The 20,150-nt window shown below is 69.8% G+C and carries 18 protein-coding genes; 17 read left to right on the plus strand and 1 reads right to left on the minus strand.

Annotated elements, in window-relative coordinates; genetic code table 11:
* The first annotated feature begins 4 nt into the window (after positions 1-4).
* From U3653_RS12190 to trmD, 11 genes are all read left to right on the plus strand, one after another.
* Complete coding sequence (locus U3653_RS12190) at positions 5-343, plus strand: P-II family nitrogen regulator (RefSeq protein WP_040868325.1); 339 nt, start codon at positions 5-7, stop codon at positions 341-343.
* Between the two features lie 144 nt (positions 344-487).
* Complete coding sequence (locus tag U3653_RS12195; RefSeq protein ID WP_195078928.1) at positions 488-2,902, plus strand: [protein-PII] uridylyltransferase; 2,415 nt, start codon at positions 488-490, stop codon at positions 2,900-2,902.
* Positions 2,903-3,023: 121 nt separating this feature from the next.
* Entirely contained in the window at positions 3,024-3,338 is a 315-nt protein-coding gene (locus tag U3653_RS12200; protein WP_067808803.1) for a hypothetical protein, read from the plus strand.
* A 105-nt stretch (positions 3,339-3,443) separates the two neighbouring features.
* Entirely contained in the window at positions 3,444-5,006 is a 1,563-nt protein-coding gene (gene ffh / locus U3653_RS12205) for a signal recognition particle protein (protein ID WP_195078705.1), read from the plus strand.
* Between the two features lie 212 nt (positions 5,007-5,218).
* A complete protein-coding gene (locus U3653_RS12210) occupies positions 5,219-6,277 on the plus strand; it encodes an amidohydrolase family protein (RefSeq protein ID WP_195078929.1) in 1,059 nt (352 codons plus the stop codon).
* A gap of 54 nt (positions 6,278-6,331) precedes the next feature.
* Positions 6,332-7,315 (plus strand): LLM class F420-dependent oxidoreductase, encoded by a 984-nt coding sequence (locus tag U3653_RS12215; RefSeq protein ID WP_195078706.1) that lies wholly within the window; start codon positions 6,332-6,334, stop codon positions 7,313-7,315.
* Between the two features lie 49 nt (positions 7,316-7,364).
* Positions 7,365-8,102, plus strand: a complete 738-nt coding sequence (locus tag U3653_RS12220) for a class I SAM-dependent methyltransferase (protein ID WP_195078707.1) — start codon at positions 7,365-7,367, stop codon at positions 8,100-8,102.
* Between the two features lie 216 nt (positions 8,103-8,318).
* Complete coding sequence (gene rpsP / locus U3653_RS12225; protein WP_195078708.1) at positions 8,319-8,747, plus strand: 30S ribosomal protein S16; 429 nt, start codon at positions 8,319-8,321, stop codon at positions 8,745-8,747.
* Positions 8,748-8,841: 94 nt separating this feature from the next.
* A complete protein-coding gene (locus U3653_RS12230; RefSeq protein ID WP_011210690.1) occupies positions 8,842-9,084 on the plus strand; it encodes an RNA-binding protein in 243 nt (80 codons plus the stop codon).
* Positions 9,085-9,609, plus strand: coding sequence for a ribosome maturation factor RimM (gene rimM / locus U3653_RS12235; RefSeq protein WP_195078709.1), 525 nt, complete (start codon positions 9,085-9,087; stop codon positions 9,607-9,609). It begins immediately after the preceding gene.
* A gap of 64 nt (positions 9,610-9,673) precedes the next feature.
* On the plus strand, positions 9,674-10,378 hold the full coding sequence (gene trmD, locus U3653_RS12240) for a tRNA (guanosine(37)-N1)-methyltransferase TrmD (RefSeq protein ID WP_195078710.1): 705 nt from the start codon (positions 9,674-9,676) through the stop codon (positions 10,376-10,378).
* A 273-nt stretch (positions 10,379-10,651) separates the two neighbouring features.
* Here the strand turns inward: trmD and U3653_RS12245 are convergent, their stop codons facing one another.
* Positions 10,652-11,506: a LuxR C-terminal-related transcriptional regulator gene (locus U3653_RS12245; protein WP_195078711.1), complete on the minus strand. Its 855-nt coding sequence runs from the start codon at positions 11,504-11,506 to the stop codon at positions 10,652-10,654.
* Between the two features lie 99 nt (positions 11,507-11,605).
* Between U3653_RS12245 and U3653_RS12250 the strand changes: the two genes are divergently transcribed.
* The 6 genes from U3653_RS12250 to lepB all read left to right on the plus strand — a co-directional run bounded on the left by U3653_RS12250 (position 11,606) and on the right by lepB (position 20,124).
* Complete coding sequence (locus U3653_RS12250; RefSeq protein WP_195078712.1) at positions 11,606-13,240, plus strand: AMP-binding protein; 1,635 nt, start codon at positions 11,606-11,608, stop codon at positions 13,238-13,240.
* Entirely contained in the window at positions 13,237-14,874 is a 1,638-nt protein-coding gene (locus U3653_RS12255) for an AMP-binding protein (protein ID WP_195078713.1), read from the plus strand. The genes U3653_RS12250 and U3653_RS12255 overlap by 4 nt, the downstream gene beginning before the upstream one ends.
* Positions 14,875-14,935: 61 nt before the next feature.
* Entirely contained in the window at positions 14,936-17,344 is a 2,409-nt protein-coding gene (locus U3653_RS12260) for a Tex family protein (protein ID WP_323124211.1), read from the plus strand.
* Positions 17,345-17,371: 27 nt separating this feature from the next.
* Positions 17,372-18,289: a hypothetical protein gene (locus tag U3653_RS12265; RefSeq protein ID WP_323124212.1), complete on the plus strand. Its 918-nt coding sequence runs from the start codon at positions 17,372-17,374 to the stop codon at positions 18,287-18,289.
* 633 nt (positions 18,290-18,922) lie between these two features.
* Positions 18,923-19,264: a 50S ribosomal protein L19 gene (gene rplS, locus U3653_RS12270; protein ID WP_014352079.1), complete on the plus strand. Its 342-nt coding sequence runs from the start codon at positions 18,923-18,925 to the stop codon at positions 19,262-19,264.
* A gap of 77 nt (positions 19,265-19,341) precedes the next feature.
* Positions 19,342-20,124, plus strand: coding sequence for a signal peptidase I (gene lepB / locus U3653_RS12275; protein WP_397068887.1), 783 nt, complete (start codon positions 19,342-19,344; stop codon positions 20,122-20,124).
* Positions 20,125-20,150: the final 26 nt, after the last annotated feature.

The raw sequence follows: 20,150 nt of genomic DNA on the forward strand, positions 1-20,150 counted from the left end.
GAACATGAAACTGATCACCGCAATCGTCAAACCGTTCACGCTCGAGGACGTCAAGTCCGGTCTCGAGCAGGCGGGTGTGTTGGGCATGACCGTCAGCGAGGTCCAAGGGTACGGCCGGCAGAAGGGCCACACCGAGGTGTACCGCGGCGCGGAGTACTCCGTCGATTTCGTGCCGAAGGTCCGTGTCGAGGTCGTCGTGGACGACGCCTCCGTCGACAAGGTCGTGGAGGTGATCGTGGAGGCCTCCCGCACCGGCAAGATCGGCGACGGCAAGGTCTGGGTCACCCCGGTGGAATCGATCATCCGGGTGCGCACCGGCGAACGCGGCACCGACGCGCTGTAGCGGAAAATCGAGTCGAGCGGCGGCCCCGCTCCCACCGGAGCTCCCGGTCGGGGCGGGGCCGCGCGCATGAATGGGCGGTGGGTTGTGGCAAGTCAGTACGAGCACGACGGTGACCGGAAGGTCACCGGACAAGGCGGCGGCAAGGTGTCCAACGGAGCGGCCGACCTGGTCCGCGCGCGAACCCAACTGCTCGACGGCGGCCAGCCGCGCAATCCACGGCTGGACGCCCAGTCGCTGCGTCAGGCGCTGGTCGACCTCTACGAACTCTGGCTCACCGGCAAGGGCGCCGAACTGGGCATCGCACCCGACAGCGGCCTGGCCGTGGTGGCCGTCGGCGGCCTCGGGCGCGGCGAGATGCTGCCGTACTCCGATCTTGATCTGGTGCTGCTGCACGACGACGTCGACCCGGCCCGGGTGGCCGAGGTCGCCGACCAGCTCTGGTATCCGCTGTGGGACGCGCACATCAAACTCGACCACAGTGTGCGCACCGTTCCGCAGGCGTTGCGGGTGGCCGCGGACGATCTGATCGCCGCGCTCGGCATGTTGGAGGCCAGGCACATCGTCGGCGACCAGGAACTGAGCAATCTGCTGATCGGCGGGGTGCGCCGGGAGTGGCGCACCGGCATCCGTTCCCGCTTCGACGAGCTCATCGCCCAAGCCCAGGCCAGATGGGAGCGCAACGGCGAGATCGCCCACCGCGCCGAGCCCGACCTGAAGAACGGGCGTGGCGGCCTGCGCGACATCCAGCTGCTGGACGCGCTGGCCATCGCCCAGCTCACCGACGCGATGCCCGGCCTCGGACCGGACGTGCCCGGCGGCGGATTGAAGCAGGCGCACCGGCGGCTGCTGGACGTGCGCACCGAACTGCACCGCGTGGCAGGCCGCGCCCGCGACCAGCTGCGCGCCCAGGACGCCGACGAGATCGGCGCGGCCCTGCGCATCGGCGACCGGTTCGACCTGGCGCGCACCCTGAGCGATTCGGCCCGGACGGTCAGCTACTCCGTGGACGTCGGGCTGCGCACCGCGGCCAACGCCCTGCCCCGGCGCGGGTTGGCGCGCCTGCGCCGGATGCCGGTGCGCAGGCCGCTGGACGAAGGCGTTGTCGAGCACGCGGGCGAGGTCGTGCTGGCGCGAGACGCCCGCCCCCAGCGCGACCCTGGACTGATCCTGCGCGTCGCGGCGGCGTCGGCGCAGACCGGCCTGCCGATGTCGGCCACCACGCTCAACCGGCTCTCCGAGGACGCCCCCGAGCTACGCGAGCCGTGGCCCAAGGACGCCCTCAACGACTTGCTGGTGCTGCTGGGCGCGGGCCGCGGCACGATCGACGCGATCGAAGCGCTCGACCGGACGGGACTATGGGGCAGGCTGCTGCCGGAGTGGGGCGCGGTGCGCGATCTGCCGCCGCGCGATGTCCAGCACATCTGGACCGTCGACCGCCACCTCATGGAGACGGTCGCCTACGCGGGCGGTCTGAGCACCAGGGTGGCCAGGCCCGACCTGCTCGCCCTCGGCGCGCTGCTGCACGACATCGGCAAGGGCCGCGCGGGCGACCACAGCGTGGTCGGCGCGGAACTGGCCACCCACATCGGCCGCCGCCTCGGTCTGTGGCCGTCGGACGTGCGCACGCTCAGCGCGGTCGTGCGCCACCACCTGCTGCTGCCGGAAACCGCGACCCGGCGCGATCTGTCCGATCCGGAGACGGTGCGTTCGGTCGTCGACGCGCTCGACGGCGATCCGCAACTGCTGGAACTGCTGCACACGCTGGCGGAGGCGGACTCACAGGCCACCGGTCCCGGCGTGTGGGGCGACTGGAAGGCGTCGCTGATCGGCGAACTCGTCCGGCGCTGTCGGTTGGTCATGGCGGGTGACCAGCTGCCGACCCCGGAGCCGATCGCACCGGAACTGGTCGAGAAGGCCAGGGCGGGCGGTGTGCACGTCGACCTGAAGCCCGGCGAGAGCAAACACACCTATGTCGTCACGGTCATCGCGCCCGACAGCTCCGGACTGCTGTCCGACGCCGCCGGTGTGCTCGCGCTGCATTCGCTGCGCGTGCTGTCGGCCGCGCTCGGTGTCGAAGGCTCCTCCGCGGTGGACACCTTCGTCGTCGCCCCCAAATTCGGCGACCCGCCCGACCCGGGGCTGCTGCGCCAGGAATTGATCCGGGCCACGGCCGGTGACCTGGACGTGCCCGCGGCGCTGGCCAAACGTGAGCGCGAGGCGGACACCATCGGCCGCAGCCGGTACGCGCGGGCCCAGCCGCGAGTGATCTGGTCGGACACCTCGACGCCGGGACAGGCCATCCTCGAACTGCGTGCCGAGGACCGGGTCGGCCTGCTCAGCAGGCTGGCCGCGGAGCTGGCAGGCTGCGGAGCCGACGTCCGCTGGGCCAAGGTGGTGACGATGGGGTCGGCGGTGGTCGACAGCTTCTGCCTCGATCTGGGGACCGAGGACGGCCCCGCGCGCAGGGAAGCGATCGGGAAAGCGATTCTCGCGGTGGTTCCCAGAACTGCGCCGAAACCTCCAGCAGACGGTGCTTCGGATTCGGAAAATCAGGATTAGCAGCACTTTTATCCGGTGATAATTCTGTTGCGCAATATTTGCTGCATCCCGACTCTCGGCTCGCGACCGCCCCATACGATCTAGGGCGTCCGGCTGTCGCGAGCACGAGGGGAGCAGGTCGATGGCAATTGAGGTCGTTTCGGCGTCCACGATGACGAGTGACGAGACCACCCACATGGCGCGCTGTGTCGGCGGCGACCGGTGGGTGGTCTCCTGGCTTCCCGGTCGCACCCTGACCGGGCGGCAGGCGGTGACCGCGATGACGATCGCCTCCACGGTCGCCTGCTCGCCCATCCCGAGCACGGCGGAGTGGGCCCTGCTCGACGGACTGGCCCTGGAGCTGGGCCTGACCGCCAACGAGGCGGTCTTCATGGTGGCCGAGGAGAACCACGACTACCGCAAAACGGCCAGGCCGCGCCGTCGCGTGCTCGACTAGCGAGCCCCGCCGCGCCGGGAAGGACGCACCGCCTGCGCGAACACGCGGGCGATCCCATTACCCTGGGAGAGAATGTGACGTCCCCCGAGATCAGGAGCGCGATCGGTGTTCGAATCCCTGTCCGACCGGCTTACCGGTGCCCTCAAGGATCTGCGCGGTAAGGGGCGTCTGTCACCGGCCGACATCGACGCCACCTGTCGCGAGATCCGCTTGGCCCTGCTCGAGGCCGACGTCGCGCTGCCCGTGGTGCGCGGATTCATCGGGCGGATCAAGGAGCGCGCCAAGGGCGCCGAGGTCTCCGCCGCGCTGAACCCGGCCCAGCAGGTCGTGAAGATCGTCAACGAGGAGCTCATCGGCATCCTCGGCGGCGAGACCAGGCGGCTGAACCTGGCCAAGAATCCGCCGACGGTGGTCATGCTGGCCGGTCTGCAAGGTTCCGGTAAGACCACCCTCGCGGGCAAGCTGGCGAAACTGCTGAAGGGGCAGGGGCATCAGCCGCTGCTGGTGGCATGCGACCTGCAGCGTCCCGGCGCGGTCACCCAGCTGCAAGTCGTCGGCGAGCGCGCGGGCGTGCCCGTCTACGCGCCGCACCCCGGCACCTCGGTCGGTGGCGGTGAGAACCCGCTCGGCATCTCCGCCGCCGATCCGGTGAACGTGGCCCGCGGCGGTGTGGAAGAGGCGCGCCAGAAGCAGTACGACGTCGTCATCGTCGACACCGCGGGCCGTCTCGGCATCGACGAGGAACTCATGCGCCAGGCCGCGGGCATCCGCGACGCCGTGCAGCCCGACGAGACCCTGTTCGTGCTCGACGCCATGATCGGCCAGGACGCGGTGAACACCGCCGAGGCGTTCCGTGACGGCGTCGGCTTCACCGGCGTGGTGCTCACCAAGCTCGACGGCGACGCCCGCGGCGGTGCGGCGCTGAGCGTCCGCGAGGTCACCGGCGTGCCGATCCTGTTCGCCTCGACCGGTGAGAAGCTCGAGGACTTCGACGTCTTCCACCCCGATCGCATGGCCAGCCGCATCCTCGGCATGGGCGACGTGCTCACGCTGATCGAGCAGGCCGAGCAGGTCTACGACGCCAAGCAGGCCGAGGAGGCCGCCCGCAAGATCGGCAGCGGCGAGCTCACCCTCGAGGACTTCCTCGACCAGATGCTGGCCATCCGCAAGATGGGCCCGATCGGCAATCTGCTGGGCATGCTGCCTGGCGCGGGCCAGATGAAGGACGTGCTCGCGCAGGTCGACGACAAGCAGCTCGACCGCGTGCAGGCGATCATCCGCGGCATGACCCCGGCCGAACGGGCGAATCCCAAGATCATCAACGCCTCCCGCCGCCTGCGCATCGCCAACGGCTCCGGCGTCCAGGTCTCCGAGGTCAACCAGCTCGTCGACCGCTTCTTCGAGGCCAAGAAGATGATGGCGATGATGGGCCGCCAGATGGGGCTGCCCGGCGCTCGCCGCGGCAACGCCAAGAAGGGCAAGAAAGGCAAGAAGGGCGGTCGGGGCCCGACGCCGCCGAAGGTGCGCGGCGGTTTCCCGGGGATGGGCGGCATGCCCGGCCTGCCCGCCGGGATGCCAGACCTGTCCGACATGCCGGCCGGTCTGGACCAGCTGCCGCCCGGCCTCGAAGGCTTCGATCTCAGCAAGCTGAAGTTCCCCAAGAAGTAGGACGCTCGCGCCGCCCGCGCTGTTCGTGGGCGGCGCTGCGCTCTGCTTCGCGGCTCGGTCGCGCGGCGAGGCCGAGCGGCCTGCCGGACGGGCTTCGCGGCCGTTCCCCGCTCGGATGACCGATCGGAGAAGCGGACAGTAGGTTGGAGGCCGCCGACGAGTTCCAGGAGGTTGCCGTGCATCTACGCGGTGTGGTTCTGCCCGAAGGCGAGATGCGCGACCTCTGGGTACGCGACGGCCTGGTGTCGTTCGATCCGGTGCCCGGAGCCGAAACACTATGCGGCGCAGGGTGGATCGTGCCGGGATTGGTCGACGCCCACTGCCACGTCGGGATCCGGTACGGCGGCGGCCATGAGGACCGAGCGGGTGCCGTCGCGCAGGCCGAGACCGAACGCGACGCGGGCGCCCTGCTGCTGCGCGACGCGGGCTCGCCCATCGACACCCGGTTCATCGACGACCACGAGGAATTGCCTCGGATCATCCGCGCCGGCCGCCACATCGCCCGCCCGAAGCGCTACATCCGCGAACTGGGCATCGAACTGGACGACGAACGCGACCTCCCGGAGATCGTCGCCGAGCAGGCCAGCCTGGGCGACGGCTGGGTGAAGATCGTCGGCGACTGGATCGACCGCTCCGTGGGCGACCTGCGCCCGCTGTGGAGCGACGCGATCTTGAAACAGGCCATCGACGCCGCGCACGCCAACGGCGCACGGGTCACCGCGCACGTCTTCGGCGAGGACGCGCTACCCGGCCTCATCGACGCGGGCATCGACTGCCTGGAGCACGGCACCGGTCTCACCGACGAGACCATCGAGATGATGGTCGAGCACGGCACCGCGCTGGTCCCCACCCTGATCAATATCGACACCTTCCCCGGCATCGCCGACAGCGCGGGCAAATTCCCCGTCTACGCGGCGCACATGCGCGATCTGCACCGTCGGGTGCGCGGCACGGTCGCCGCCGCGCACGAGGCGGGCGTGCCGATCTTCGCGGGCACGGACGCCGGCGGCTCCATCCGGCACGGGCGCATCGCCGACGAGATCTCCGCGCTCGCCGCCGCGGGCCTGTCCGGCCACGACGCACTCGGCGCGGCGTCCTGGCAGGCTCGCTCCTGGCTCGGGCGGCCCGGCATCGAGGACGGCGCTCCCGCCGATCTCGTTGTCTACGAGGAGGATCCGCGCACCCACCCCGAGACGCTCAGCACACCGTACGCCGTCGTCCTGCGCGGACGCGTGTACGGCGGGCACGGTCCGGTCACCGGCCATCGATAACGCGTCACCGCGGCTCACCCGCGCGTATACGGAAGCGGCGTAAGGTCGGATTTCGTGACAATTCGCCTCGGATATCAGATGCCCAACTTCAGCTACGGCAAGTCGGTGCGTGAGCTGTTCCCCACGGTGATCGCGCAGGCCAGAGAGGCCGAAGCCGCCGGTTTCGATACGGCCTTCGTCATGGACCACTTCTATCAGCTGCCCGGCATCGGCACGCCCGACGAGCCGATGCTCGAGGCCTACACCGCCCTCGGCGGCCTGGCCACCGCGACGCAGCGAATCCAGTTGTCGGCGTTGGTCACCGGCAACACCTACCGCAATCCGGCGATGCTCGCCAAGACGGTCACCACGCTGGACGTGGTCAGCGGTGGCCGCGCCGTGCTCGGCATCGGCGCGGGCTGGTTCGAACTCGAGCACCGGTCGCTCGGCTTCGAGTTCGGGACCTTCACCGACCGCTTCGAGCGGCTCGACGAGGCGCTGCACATCATCCAGCCGATGCTGCGCGGCGAGCGGCCCACCTTCGAGGGCAAGTGGTACCGGGTCGAGAACGCGATGAACGAGCCGCGCGTGCGCGATGATCTGCCGATCCTGCTCGGCGGCAGCGGTGAGAAGAAGACCTTCGGCCTTGCCGCCCGCTTCGCCGACCATCTCAACATCATCTGCAACGCCTCCGAGCTGCCGCGCAAACTCGAGGCGCTGCGGGCGCGGTGTGCCGAGGTCGGCCGGGATCCGCAGACCCTGGAGACCAGCTACCTGTGCTTCGTCATGATGGACGAAGACGGTGACCTGGTGCGCAAGCAGCAGCGGGATTACCTGAGCCGCATGGGAATCGACCTGTCGGAGCTGTCGGACGCCGAGCGTGCGCAGAGTCCGGCCGACCGCCAGTTCGTCGGCACGCCCGACGAGGTTGCCGAGCAGCTGCGGACCCGCGTTCTCGACCACGGCGTCGACGGGCTGATCATCAACATGGTGTTCAACGGGCACGAACCGGGCGCGGTCGAGCTGGCCGGACGCACCTTTGCTCCGCTGGTGCGCTGACGAGCGAGAACCGGGCTCGAATGCGGTTGGCGCTGGTTATGATCGGGCGATGATAGCCCCTCCGTGGCGCGCGTCGTACGGTGTCGACGCGCCGTCGGTGTTGTTGTTGCTGGGAGTTCTCGCGGTTGGGTATCTCGCCGCAGCTCTGGTGGTGGCGCTGTTCCAGCAATTGCGTCCGAGCCTGCTGCTCCTGCTGATCGGCGTCGTGCTGGCCACGCAGTTCGGGTTGTTCCTGCACGCGACCCGCCGGGGCAAGTTCCGGGTCTGGGCGCGCCTGCTCGACGACCTCGAACTGCGTGGCGACGAACACCTGCTCGACATGGGCTGCGGCCGCGGGGCGGTGCTGCTGGCCGCCGCGCGCCGCTTGCCCGCCGGGCGGGCGGTGGGCCTGGATCTGTGGTGCTCGGCCGACCACTGCGGGAACACCCCCGCTACCGCGGAGCGGAACGCGCTGGCGGAGAACGTCGCCGATCGGATCGAATTGCGCACCGGCGACATGACCGACATGCCGTTCCCCGACGGCGTGTTCGACGTCGTCGTCTCCAGCTTGGCGATCCACGACATCAAGACCGCCGAGGGCCGGGCCTCGGCGGTCAGGGAGGCATGCCGGGTGCTGCGTCCCGGCGGCAAACTGGTCATCGTCGATATCGGCAACACCAGGCAGTACCGCGCCGTCCTGGCGGCGAACGGCGCGACCGGTCTGATCCACCGGCCGGTGGGGTGGCGGATGTGGTGGGGCGGCCCCTGGGTGCCCACCCGCGCGCTCATCGCGACCGCACCGGGATAGTCCGAGGCGCGCCGATCGTCATGGGCGAGCCGGACGCGATTTCTGGCGTGATCGCCTCGTCTGGCACAATGGACCACCGTCCTTCCGGACAAGTGTCAGCCCGTCTCCGGTTCCGTACCGCGCGGCGGTCACACACTCGAAAGCGCAAAACCGGGCTCGCAGACCATGCGGGTCGCCGAATTGCGTCGTGACCAACCAACGAAAGGCAGATCAGCAGTGGCTGTTCGCATCAAGCTCACCCGCCTGGGCAAGATCCGCAACCCGCAGTACCGCGTCGTCGTCGCGGACGCCCGCACCCGCAGGGACGGCCGGGCCATCGAGTCCATCGGCAAGTACCACCCGAAGGAAGAGCCCTCGCTGATCGAGATCGACTCCGAGCGCGCGCAGTACTGGCTGGGTGTCGGCGCGCAGCCGACCGAGCCGGTCCTCCAGCTGCTGAAGATCACCGGCGACTGGCAGAAGTTCAAGGGCATCGAGGGCGCCGAGGGCACCCTCAAGGTCAAGCCGGCCAAGCCGTCGAAGCTGGACCTGTTCAACGCCGCGCTGGCCGCCGCCGACAACGAGCCGGTCGCCGAGGCGGTCACCCCCAAGAAGAAGAGCAAGAAGGACGCCGAAGAGGGCGTCGAGGCCGGGGCCGCCGAGTAATGAACGGGCGATACCCGTCCATCGGATACCCGTCGCGGGCCGTTCGTAGACCGGCCCCAACGACGGGTGAGTCGCGTCGCGAGGTGATGGAGCAGTGAGCGCCGTCGTCGCCGATGCCGTCGAGCACTTGGTGCGCGGCATCGTCGCCAATCCCGATGACGTCCGCGTCGAGCTGATCACCGGCCGCCGCGGACGCACGGTCGAGGTGCACGTCCACCCCGACGACCTGGGCAAAGTGATCGGACGCGGTGGACGTACCGCGACCGCGCTGCGCACCCTCGTCGCCGGGATCGGCGGCCGTGGCATCCGGGTCGACGTGGTCGACACCGACCAGTAGATGGAACTCGTCGTCGGACGGGTCGCCAAGTCGCACGGCGTGCGCGGCGAACTCGTCGTCGAGGTGCGCACCGACGAACCGGAGGCGCGTTTCGCGCCGGGCGCCAGGTTGCGCGGCCGGTTGCCGCGCGCGACGCAGGTTCGCGAGTTCACCGTGGAGTCGGCCCGGGAGCACTCGGGCCGGCTTCTGGTGTTTCTGGCCGGGGTGGCCGACCGCACCGCAGCCGACGCGCTGCGCGGCATGCTGTTCCTGGTCGACAGTGCCGACCTTCCGCCTTCCGAGGACCCGGACGAGTTCTACGACCACGAGCTGGAGGGGTTGGAGGTCCGGCTCACCGACGGCACCGTGGTCGGCTCCGTCCGTGAAGTGCTGCACTCCGCGGCCGGTGAGCTGCTGGAGGTGCGCGCCGCGGACGACGGGCGGGAGATCCTGATCCCGTTCGTCACCGCCATCGTGCCCATGGTGTCGCTCGCCGATGGCGTGATCGTGATCGATCCGCCCGAGGGTCTGCTCGACCCGGAATGAGACGGTGCCCGATCGCGCCCGCCCCGGCCTGCGACGTGCGGCCCGGCGGCGCTAGGAGACAGGCATGAAACTCGACGTCGTCACGATCTTCCCCGAGTACCTGGAGCCGCTGCGCACGGCGCTGCTCGGCAAGGCGATCGACAAGGGGCTGATCTCGCTCACGGTGCACGACCTGCGCCGGTGGACCCATGACGTGCACAAGTCGGTCGACGATTCCCCGTACGGGGGTGGGCCCGGCATGGTGATGAAGCCGACCGTGTGGGGCGACGCGCTCGACGAGGTGTGTCCCGATGACGCGCTGCTCGTGGTGCCAACGCCGGCGGGCGTGCCGTTCACACAGGCCACGGCGCGCCGTTGGGCCGCCGAGCGGCATCTCGTCTTCGCCTGCGGCCGCTACGAAGGCATCGACCAGCGCGTCTTCGACGACGCAGCCCGCCGCGTCCGGGTGGAGGAGGTCAGCATCGGCGACTACGTGCTGATCGGCGGCGAGGCGGCGGTGCTGGTGATGACCGAGGCCGTGGTCCGGTTGCTGCCCGGCGTGCTCGGCAATCAGCAGTCCCATCAAGAGGATTCGTTCTCCGACGGGTTGCTCGAAGGTCCGAGCTACACCCGCCCGGTCTCCTGGCGCGGGCTCGACGTCCCGCCGATCCTGCTGTCCGGCGACCACGCGAAGGTGGCCGCGTGGCGACGCGAGCAATCCCTCGCGCGGACCCGCGAACGCCGTCCTGACCTGCTGGCCGACCACGACACGGCCGGACCAGGGCGATAGGCCCACTCCCCACGCCCGTCGGCCCACGTATGGTGCGGAGCCTGGTCGTGCGGTTCGGACGGCCGCAGATTCGGCTGGGAGTGTGCCGCGACAGGGCTGCGCAAAGCCGCCGGACGCCCGCTCAGTGCTGCTCGATTCGGCGGTCCGGCTGCTCGGACGCGGGCGGCGTCGAGGCGGTGACCCTCCGCGAGATCGGGCTCAGCGCCGGTGTGTCGCACAACGCCCCCTACAAGGACTCATCTCCGCCGGAGCCGTGACCGGGCCCGCCGCGTCTCACGGCAGCAAGCCGTGGCGGCGGGCGGCGACCACCGCCTCGTGCCGGGAGTGCGCGTCGAGCTTGACCATCGCGTTGCGCAGGTAGCTCTTCACGGTCTCCTGGCCGAGCGAGAGTCGTTGCGCCGCTTCCTGATTGGTGCAACCCATGGCGATCTGGGACAGCACGTCCAGCTCCCGGCGGGACAGCTTCGGGCTGTCCGGCCGCGGCTCGCCGGTCATGACCCGGGTGAGTCGTTCGCAGACCGCGTGCAGCCGTCCGCGCAGCCGGTCGTCCTCGGCGGAACGGGCCATGCCGCGCAGTTCGGCGTGGATGTCGCGGAGTTCCTCCGTGATCGCAGGCGCCGCCGCCGCCGCCGACGGGGCGGTGACCTCGAGCATCCGCAGCCTGCGGTCGACCTCGTCGCGCACGGCGATCTCGGTGGCCAGCCTGCGCCCGGCCTGGACGACGAGATCCGCGGTGCGATCGCCCAGCGGGCTCGCGCCGCGCGTCGCGGCGTAGAGCACCGCGCGGGAGCGCTGGTCCACCACCACGGGTACGGCGAGCACCGAGCGGATGCCCTCACCGGAGACCGGCCCGTCGTAGTCGTGGGTGATCGAGGAGGCGCGGCGATAGTCGGAGACCGCGGCGGGCCGTCCCGACTCCATCACCCGGCCGCCCAGCCCCGAAGCCCGCGCCACGGCCAGGCCGCGCAGGCCGTTGGTCAGCGTGCCGAAGAACTCCGTCAGCAGCAGCGCGTCGCCGTGCACTTCGCCCCCGAACGCCACCGGCACGCCCGCGGTGCTCGCCACCCAGCGGATCTCGGCACGCAGCGCGTCGCTGTCGCGCGGACGCAGCAAGGCGGTGTGGGTCACGGGACTCACCCCTTTTCGGGGGTAGTGGGCGGTGGGATGTGACCCACATCCTATTGCACACCCGGGTTGCGCTGGATCACAGAACGAGGAGAACTGAAGATGGGCACCGATCTGAATCAGCGGGTGCGCGAACTGCTGGACTGCTACGACCGCGCCGACGCGTCGGCGGCGGACCTGCTGTGCGATCGGCACCCGGCCGACCGGGTCGCCTTCACCATCGTCGAGACCGACCTTTCCTCGACCGACCTCACCTACGGCGAACTGCGCGAACGCTCGGCCCGCTTCGCCGCGGCACTCGCCGGACTCGGCGTCGAACCCGGTGACCGGGTGGCCACGCTGATGGCGAAATCGGCGGACCTGGTGGTCGCCCTGCTCGGCATCTGGCGCCGCGGCGCGGTGCACGTTCCGCTGTTCACCGCCTTCGCTCCGCCCGCGATCGCCCTGCGGGTGAACGCCGCCCGCACGTCGGTCGTCATCGCCGACGCCGACCAGGCGCCGAAGCTGGCGCCCGGCCCCGATTTCCCCGAAGACCCGGCCTGGCGGCTGATCGTCGCCGGAGCCGAGGCGCCCGAGGGGGCGTTGCGGATGGACGAGTTGCTCGACAGTCATACGGCCGCCTCCCCGCAGGCTCACCCGGTCGCGGTGGGCGGCGACGGACTGCTCGTCCAACTGTTCACCAGCGGCACCACGGGCACGCCCAAGGGCGTCCCGATCCCGCTGCGCGCGCTGGCCTCCTTCCACGCCTACCAGGAATTCGCGCTGGACGTCCGGCCCGACGACGTCTTCTGGAACGCCGCCGATCCGGGCTGGGCCTACGGGCTGTACTACGCCATCCTCGGTCCCCTGGCCACCGGCATCCGCAGCATCCTGCTGCACGCGGGCTTCTCGGCCCAGCTGACCTGGCAGGTGCTGGAGACGTTCGGCGTCACCAACTTCGCCGCCGCCCCCACGGTGTATCGAGCGTTGCGCGCCGACGGCGCCACGCCGCCGGTGCATTCCCGGTTGCGCCGCGCCTCCTCGGCGGGCGAACCGCTCACCCCCGAAGTGGTCGCCTGGTCCGTCGAGTACCTGGGCGTCGCGGTGCGCGACCACTACGGCCAGACCGAGCACGGCATGGTCATCTGCAACGCCTGGCACGAAGACCTCGACACCGAGACCCCCGCCGGATCGATGGGGCGCTCGCTGCCGGGCTGGACCTGCGCCGTGCTCGCCGACGACGCCGACACGGTCGCTCCCACCGGCGAACTGGGCCGGGTGGCGATCGACACCCGACGCAGCCCGCTGCTGTGGTTCCTCGGCTACCTCGACGCTCCGGAACGCACCGCACAGCGTTACACCGCCGACGGCCGCTGGTACCTGACCGGCGACGCGGGCTCGCAGGACGCGGACGGCTTCTTCCGTTTCTCCTCCCGCGACGACGACGTGATCATCATGGCCGGCTACCGCATCGGCCCGTTCGAGGTGGAGAGCGTGCTCGTGCTGCACGAGCAGGTCGCGGAGGCGGCCGTGGTCGGCATGCCGGACGAACTGCGCGGCGAAGTGCTCGAGGCGTTCGTCGTGCTGCGCGACGGCGCCGTGGGCGGTCCCGAGCTGGAAGCCGAGCTACAGAGCCTGGTGAAGCGCAAGTTCGCCGCGCACGCCTACCCGCGCAAGGTGCACTTCGTGGCGAGTCTGCCGAAGACGCCCAGCGGCAAGGTGCAGCGGTTCGTGCTGCGGCAGGGCGGTGCCCGATGACCTCGGCCGCGCTGCCCCAGCCCAGCTACGCCTCCGGCGTGTCGGACGTCCCGCTGCTCGGCGACACCATCGGCGGCAATCTCGATCGCACGGTGGCGGCGTTCCCGGATCGCGAAGCGTTGGTGGACCGGCCGACCGGACGGCGCTGGACCTACCGAGCGCTCGGCGCCGCGGTCGACGCCCTGGCCTGCGGCCTCGCCGGGCAGGGCATCGGCAAGGGCGACCGGGTCGGCATCTGGGCGCCGAACTGCGCGGAGTGGTTCCTGGTGCAGTACGCCACGGCGAAGATCGGCGCGATCCTGGTCAACGTCAATCCGGCCTACCGCACCGGCGAACTGGAGTACGTGCTGCGGCAGGCGGGCGTGCGGATGCTCATCGCGGCCGAGCGGTTCAAGTCGTCGGACTACGTGGCGATGATCGAGCAGGTTCGGCCGAACTGTCCCGCGCTGGCGCAGGTGGTCGTGCTCGGCACACCGGAGTGGGAGTCGTTGTCCGGCACCGCGGTCGACGCCGACCGGCTCGCCGGGCTGGGCGCGCTGCTGTCGGCCGACGACCCGATCAACATCCAATACACCTCGGGCACAACCGGATTCCCCAAGGGAGCCACGCTCAGTCACCACAACATCTTGAACAACGGCTATTTCGTCGGCGAACTGTGCGGATACACCGAGCGGGACCGGATCTGCGTTCCGGTGCCGTTCTACCACTGCTTCGGCATGGTGATGGGCAACCTGGCCGGCACCAGTCACGGTGCGGCCATCGTGATCCCGGCTCCGTCGTTCGACCCGAAAGCGGCCTTGGCCGCGGTCGAGGCCGAGCGCTGCACGTCGCTCTACGGCGTGCCGACGATGTTCATCGACATGCTCGCCGCGCTGGACTCGGCGGCCGCGGACCTGTCCACGCTGCGCACCGGGATCATGGCGGGCTCGCCGTGCCCGGTGGAGGTGATGAAGCGGGTGATCGACCGGATGGGCATGCGCGAGGTCTGCATCTGCTACGGCATGACCGAGACGTCTCCGGTCAGCACCCAGACCCGGCGCGACGACGGCATCGATCGGCGCACCGCGACGGTCGGCCGGGTGGGACCGCACCTGGAGGTGAAGATCGTCGACCCGGCGACGGGTCTCACGGTGCCGCGCGGCGAACCCGGCGAGCTGTGCACCCGCGGCTATTCGGTGATGCTCGGCTACTGGGACGAGCCGGACAAGACCGCGGAGGCGATCGACGCCGCCCGCTGGATGCACACCGGCGACATCGGCGTGATGGACGACGAGGGCTACCTGGCCGTCACCGGACGGATCAAGGACATGGTCATCCGCGGCGGCGAGAACGTCTACCCGCGGGAGATCGAGGAATTCCTCTACACCCATCCCGACATCCTGGACGCGCAGGTGATCGGCGTGCCCGATCCGAAGTACGGCGAGGAGTTGATGGCCTGGATCCGGATGCGCGAGGGCACAACGCCGTTGGACGCCGCGGCCGTGCGCGCCTTCGCCACCGGCAAGCTGGCGCACTTCAAGATCCCCCGCTACGTGCACGTGGTGGAGGAATTCCCCATGACGGTGACCGGCAAGATCCGCAAGGCCGAGATGCGGGAACTGTCGCGGCGGTTGCTCGGTCTGGACGACAGCTGAGATGCGCGCGGTTCACCTGGGTGTGGACCGTCTGTCGGGCGGCGACGGTAGTGTCTCCGACGTGACGACAGCGCCCGAGACTGCCAGTGCAGAGTCCACACCCGCCGTGCCACGCTCCGACGCCGCGGGCCCAGCCAGCGTGAACCGTCGCATCGCCGAGGAACTCGCGGTGCGCGAGACCCAGGTGCGCGCCGCCGTCGAACTGCTCGACGCGGGCTCGACGGTGCCGTTCATCGCCAGGTACCGCAAGGAGATCACCGGCGGTCTGGACGACGCGCAGCTGCGCCTGCTCGAGGAGCGGCTGCACTATCTGCGCGAACTCGACGAGCGCAGGGCCGCGATCATCGAATCGATCCGTGGCCAGGGCAAACTCGATGACGCGCTGCACCGGCAGATCCTGCTCGCCGAGACCAAGGCCCGGCTGGAGGACATCTACCTGCCGTACAAGCCGAAGCGGCGCACGAAGGCGCAGATCGCGCGCGAGGCCGGGCACGAGCCGGTGGCCGACGCCCTGATCGGGGATCCGAACACCGATCCGGCGCAGTACACCGCCGAGCAGCTCGACGGCGCGCGCGCCATCCTGGTCGAACGTTTCGCCGAGGACGCCGACCTGGTCGGCGAGTTGCGCGAACTGATGTGGAGCCGCGGGCAGATCACCTCCACCGTGCGCGCGGGCAAGGAAGAGACGGGCGCGAAGTTCGCCGACTACTTCGACTTCAGCGAGCCGTTCGACAAACTGCCCTCCCACCGCGTGCTCGCACTGCTGCGCGGCGAGAAGGAGGAAGTGCTCACCCTGCACCTCGAGCCCGACACCGAGGAGCCGCAGCCGGGCGAGCGCACCGTCTACGAGGGTCGCATCGCCACTCGCTTCGGCATCGCCGACCGCGGCCGCCCCGCCGACGCCTGGCTGCTGGACACGGTGCGCTGGGCCTGGCGGACCAAGCTGCAGGTCAGCCTCGGCATCGACACCAGGATGCGGCTGCGGCAGGCGGCGGAGAAGGACGCGGTCGACGTGTTCGCCGCGAATCTGCGCGATCTGCTGCTGGCCGCCCCCGCGGGCACCCGCACCACCATGGGCCTCGACCCCGGCTACCGCACCGGCGTGAAGGTGGCGGTGGTCGACGCCACCGGCAAGGTGGTCGCCACCGAGGTGATCTACCCGCACAAACCGCAGGGCCAGACCGAGAAGTCGCTGGCGGTGCTCGGCGCGCTGGTCGCCCGGTTCGGCGTGGAACTCATCGCCATCGGCAACGGCACCGCCTCGCGTGAGACCGATGCCCTTGCCGCCGAGCTGATCTCGCGCATCCCGGAGAACAAGCCCACCAAGATCGTGGTCTCCGAGGCGGGGGCCTCGGTGTACTCCGCCTCCGCCTACGCCTCCCAGGAGCTGCCCGACCTGGACGTGTCGCTGCGCGGCGCGGTGTCGATCGCGCGGCGGTTGCAGGACCCGCTGGCCGAGCTGGTGAAGATCGACCCGAAGTCCATCGGCGTCGGCCAGTACCAGCACGACGTCTCCGAATCGCTGCTGGCCCGCTCGCTGGGCGCGGTGGTCGAGGACGCGGTGAACGCGGTCGGCGTCGACGTGAACACCGCCTCGGTGCCGCTGCTGTCGCGGGTCTCCGGCATCGCGGGGTCGGTGGCGGAGAGCATCGTGGCGTACCGGGATCAGAACGGCCCGTTCCGCAGCAGGACCGCGCTGCTCGACGTCCCGCGCCTGGGCCCGAAGGCGTTCGAACAGTGCGCGGGCTTCCTGCGCATCCGCGGCGGCGACGATCCGCTGGACACGTCCGCGGTGCACCCGGAGGCGTATCCGGTGGTGCGGCGCATCCTCGAATCGACGGGGCGCGGCATCGCGGAGATCATCGGCAACACCACGGCGCTGCGCTCGCTGCGCGCGAGCGATTTCACCGACGAGCGCTTCGGTGTCCCCACCGTCACCGACATCATCGCCGAGCTGGAGAAGCCGGGTCGCGACCCGCGTCCGGAGTTCAAAACCGCCGAGTTCGCCGCGGGCGTGGAGAAGGTCGCCGACCTGAAGCCGGGCATGGTGCTCGAGGGCGTGGTGACGAACGTGGCCGCGTTCGGCGCTTTCGTCGACGTCGGCGTGCACCAGGACGGCTTGGTGCACGTCTCGGCCATGTCGCACAACTTCGTCAAGGACCCACGCGAAGTGGTCAAGTCCGGCGACGTGGTGAAGGTGAAGGTGCTCGAGGTGGACGTCGCGCGCCAGCGCATCGGCCTGACCCTGCGCCTGGACGACGAGCCGGGCGCACCCGCCAAGGGCGGCGAAAACCGGCAGCGCGGGCAGGGCGGCCGATCCGGAGGCGACCAGCGGCAGAACGGCCAGAACCGGCAGCAGGGCCAGAACCGCACTCAGGGCCAAGGCCGCGGCGGCAACCAGCGCCGCAACGCGCCCGCTCCCAGCGGCGCGATGGCCGACGCGTTGCGCAGGGCGGGCTTCGGCCGGTAGTCCGATGCGCGGGAGGGAGTAGCGGCCATGCGACGGTGGCTCCACGAGGACGTGATCGCCCAAGGGCGGCTGCCGTTGCTGTGCTTCCTGCTCGGGTTCATCGTCGGGTTCCTGGTCATCCGGGTCAGCGTCCGGCTGATCCGCGCCCGGGTGCGCTGGTGGCCGGGCAACCTGCGGGCCGGGGACACGCACGTGCACCACATGGTGTTCGGGGTGATCCTCGTGCTCTCCTCCGGCGTCGGCATGGTCGCCCAGTACGAGAGCGCCGACACCGCCACGGCCAGCATCCTCGCCGCGCTCTTCGGTGTGGGCGCGGCGCTGGTGCTCGACGAATTCGCGCTGATCTTCTATCTGCGCGACGTGTATTGGGAGGAGCAGGGGCGCACGTCGGTGGACGCGGTGTTCGTCGCGCTCGCCGTGACGGGCTTGCTGCTGCTCGGCTTCCACCCGCTGTGGATGCTGGACATCAACGATTTCCGGCGCGATCCGAGCATCGAGGTGCGCGCCTTCGTCGTCGTGTTCGCCATGGTCAATCTGGCTCTCGCGGCGATCGTGATCGCCAAGGGGAAGATCTGGACCGGCCTGTTCGGCATGTTCTTCCTGCCGCTGCTGGTCGTCGGCGCGTTGCGGCTCAGCAGGCCGGGAGCGCCGTGGGCGCGCTGGCGCTACGGCGACCGCAGGCGGCTGATGTACCGGGCCATCGTCCGGGAACGGCGATATCGTCGCCCGGTCATCCGCGCCAAGATCTTCGTGCAGGACCTGGTGGCGGGGAAACCGGATGTGGAGCACGTCCGCACGGCGGCGGAGGCCGAACTCACCCGCACGGTCGTGCCCGCTCCACCGGCCCCGCACCGCGACCATTCGTTCTGGCATTCCGACCACGGCCCGCTGCATACGCCAGGGCCGCCCGCCCAGGATGCGATATCCGGCGAACAGAAGCGCTGACGAACGCGTCCGGCCGGGCCGGCCGGTCGAGAGGCTCGGTTCGGCATGCAGTTGCCGCGCGTCACCGTCGGGTCGCGTAGTCCCGAGAAGCATTCCGCATGACCGCGGCTATGCGTATACGTATACTACGTTCATGTTGGATCCGCTCAGCCTTGCGGTCGGCGCAGGCCTCGCCGGTGTCGGATGGGTATGTGGTCGGTTCGGCTCTCGCCGCGGCCGTGTCGGGAAGACGCTCTCCGCGCGCTGCGGTTGTGGTCACGACCTGGCGGTGCACGACCGCGCGTCGGGCAAATGCCATGCCGAGCTCTCCCGCAAAGGAACCCACGGCCTGCGCGAGTGGGTCGGTTGCCCCTGCCGCCGCTATACCGGCCCGACACCGCTCGAGGAAGTGTTCGCCTCGCCCATACTCCCGCCGGAGTCGTGAACCCGGCCGCGCCCGGCGTAGCGTGAAGGAGGCCGCCGACTCGCCGCTACCAGGGTCGATTTCTTCCGCGACCCGGCGATCTGGCACAATGCTCAGGTTGCCCTGGGTGGTTGTCGACCCGGCGCACCCCATTTGATCGGAGCATGAACCGGCCGAGCACCTCCAGTGCCGCCAGGGTCCTCTGTTCGCGCGAAACCAGAAGGATGGAAATGAACACCCTTGACTTCGTCGATGAGAAGTCGCTGCGCAGCGACGTCCCCGAGTTCCGGCCGGGCGACACGCTGAACGTGCACGTGAAGGTCATCGAAGGCTCGAAGGAGCGCATCCAGGTCTTCAAGGGCGTCGTGATCCGTCGCCAGGGTGGTGGCATCCGCGAGACCTTCACCGTCCGCAAGGTGTCGTTCGGCGTCGGCGTGGAGCGCACCTTCCCGGTGCACAGCCCGAACATCGACCACATCGATGTCGTGACCCGCGGTGATGTCCGGCGCGCCAAGCTGTACTACCTGCGCGACCTGCGTGGCAAGGCCGCCAAGATCAAGGAAAAGCGCTGAGTTAGCTTTTCGGCACAACAGATCTTCCTCAGCCCGGCATCGGACTTCGGTTTCGCTGCCGGGCTAATCTGTTCGGCGTGGCAGACGAAAGTGGGTCGGTGTCGGTGTCCGAATCGGGCGACGAGAGTACGCGAGCGGGTCGCGCCAAGCGGCGAGCGAAGAAGAAGCAGCGGCCGTTCTGGCAGGAACTGCCGATCCTCATCGTGATCGCCGCGGTGATCGCCGCGCTGATGGTCACGTTCGTCGGTCGGCCGTACGTGATTCCCTCCGAGTCGATGGAAACCACGTTGCACGGATGCGCCGGGTGCACCGGTGACCGCATCTACGTGCAGAAGCTGAGCTACTACTGGGGCGATCCGCAGCCGGGCGACGTGGTCGTGTTCGTCGGCCCGCCGTCGTGGAACACCCACTACCAGTCGATCCGCTCGGACAATCCCGCGGTCCGCGGCGTGCAGAACTTCTTCTCCTTCTTCGGTCTGGTGCCGCCGGACGAGAACGACTTGGTGAAGCGGGTGATCGCGGTCGGCGGCCAGACCGTGCAGTGCTGCGACGCGCAGGGCCGGGTCCTCGTGGACGGCAAGCCCCTGGACGAGCCGTACGCCCGGTACTTGTTCCCCTACGTGCCGGGGCAGCCCTACAACGCCAACGGCGGACGCGAGTTCAAGCCCGTGAAGGTGCCCGAAGGGCATCTGTGGGTGATGGGCGACAACCGCAACCAGTCCGCCGACTCCCGCGCCCACATCACCGACGAACTGCAGGGCACCATTCCCGTGGACAACGTCCGCGGCAAGGCGGTGTTCAAGATCTGGCCGCCGGGGCGGATCGGTCCGGTGCGTTCGGAGAATCCCCAGCAGAACTGATCACGCGGGACGCAGGATAATTGGAC

Origin of the sequence: Nocardia implantans (assembly GCF_035544775.1) — a bacterium.
In the GTDB taxonomy this organism is placed as follows: domain Bacteria; phylum Actinomycetota; class Actinomycetes; order Mycobacteriales; family Mycobacteriaceae; genus Nocardia; species Nocardia implantans.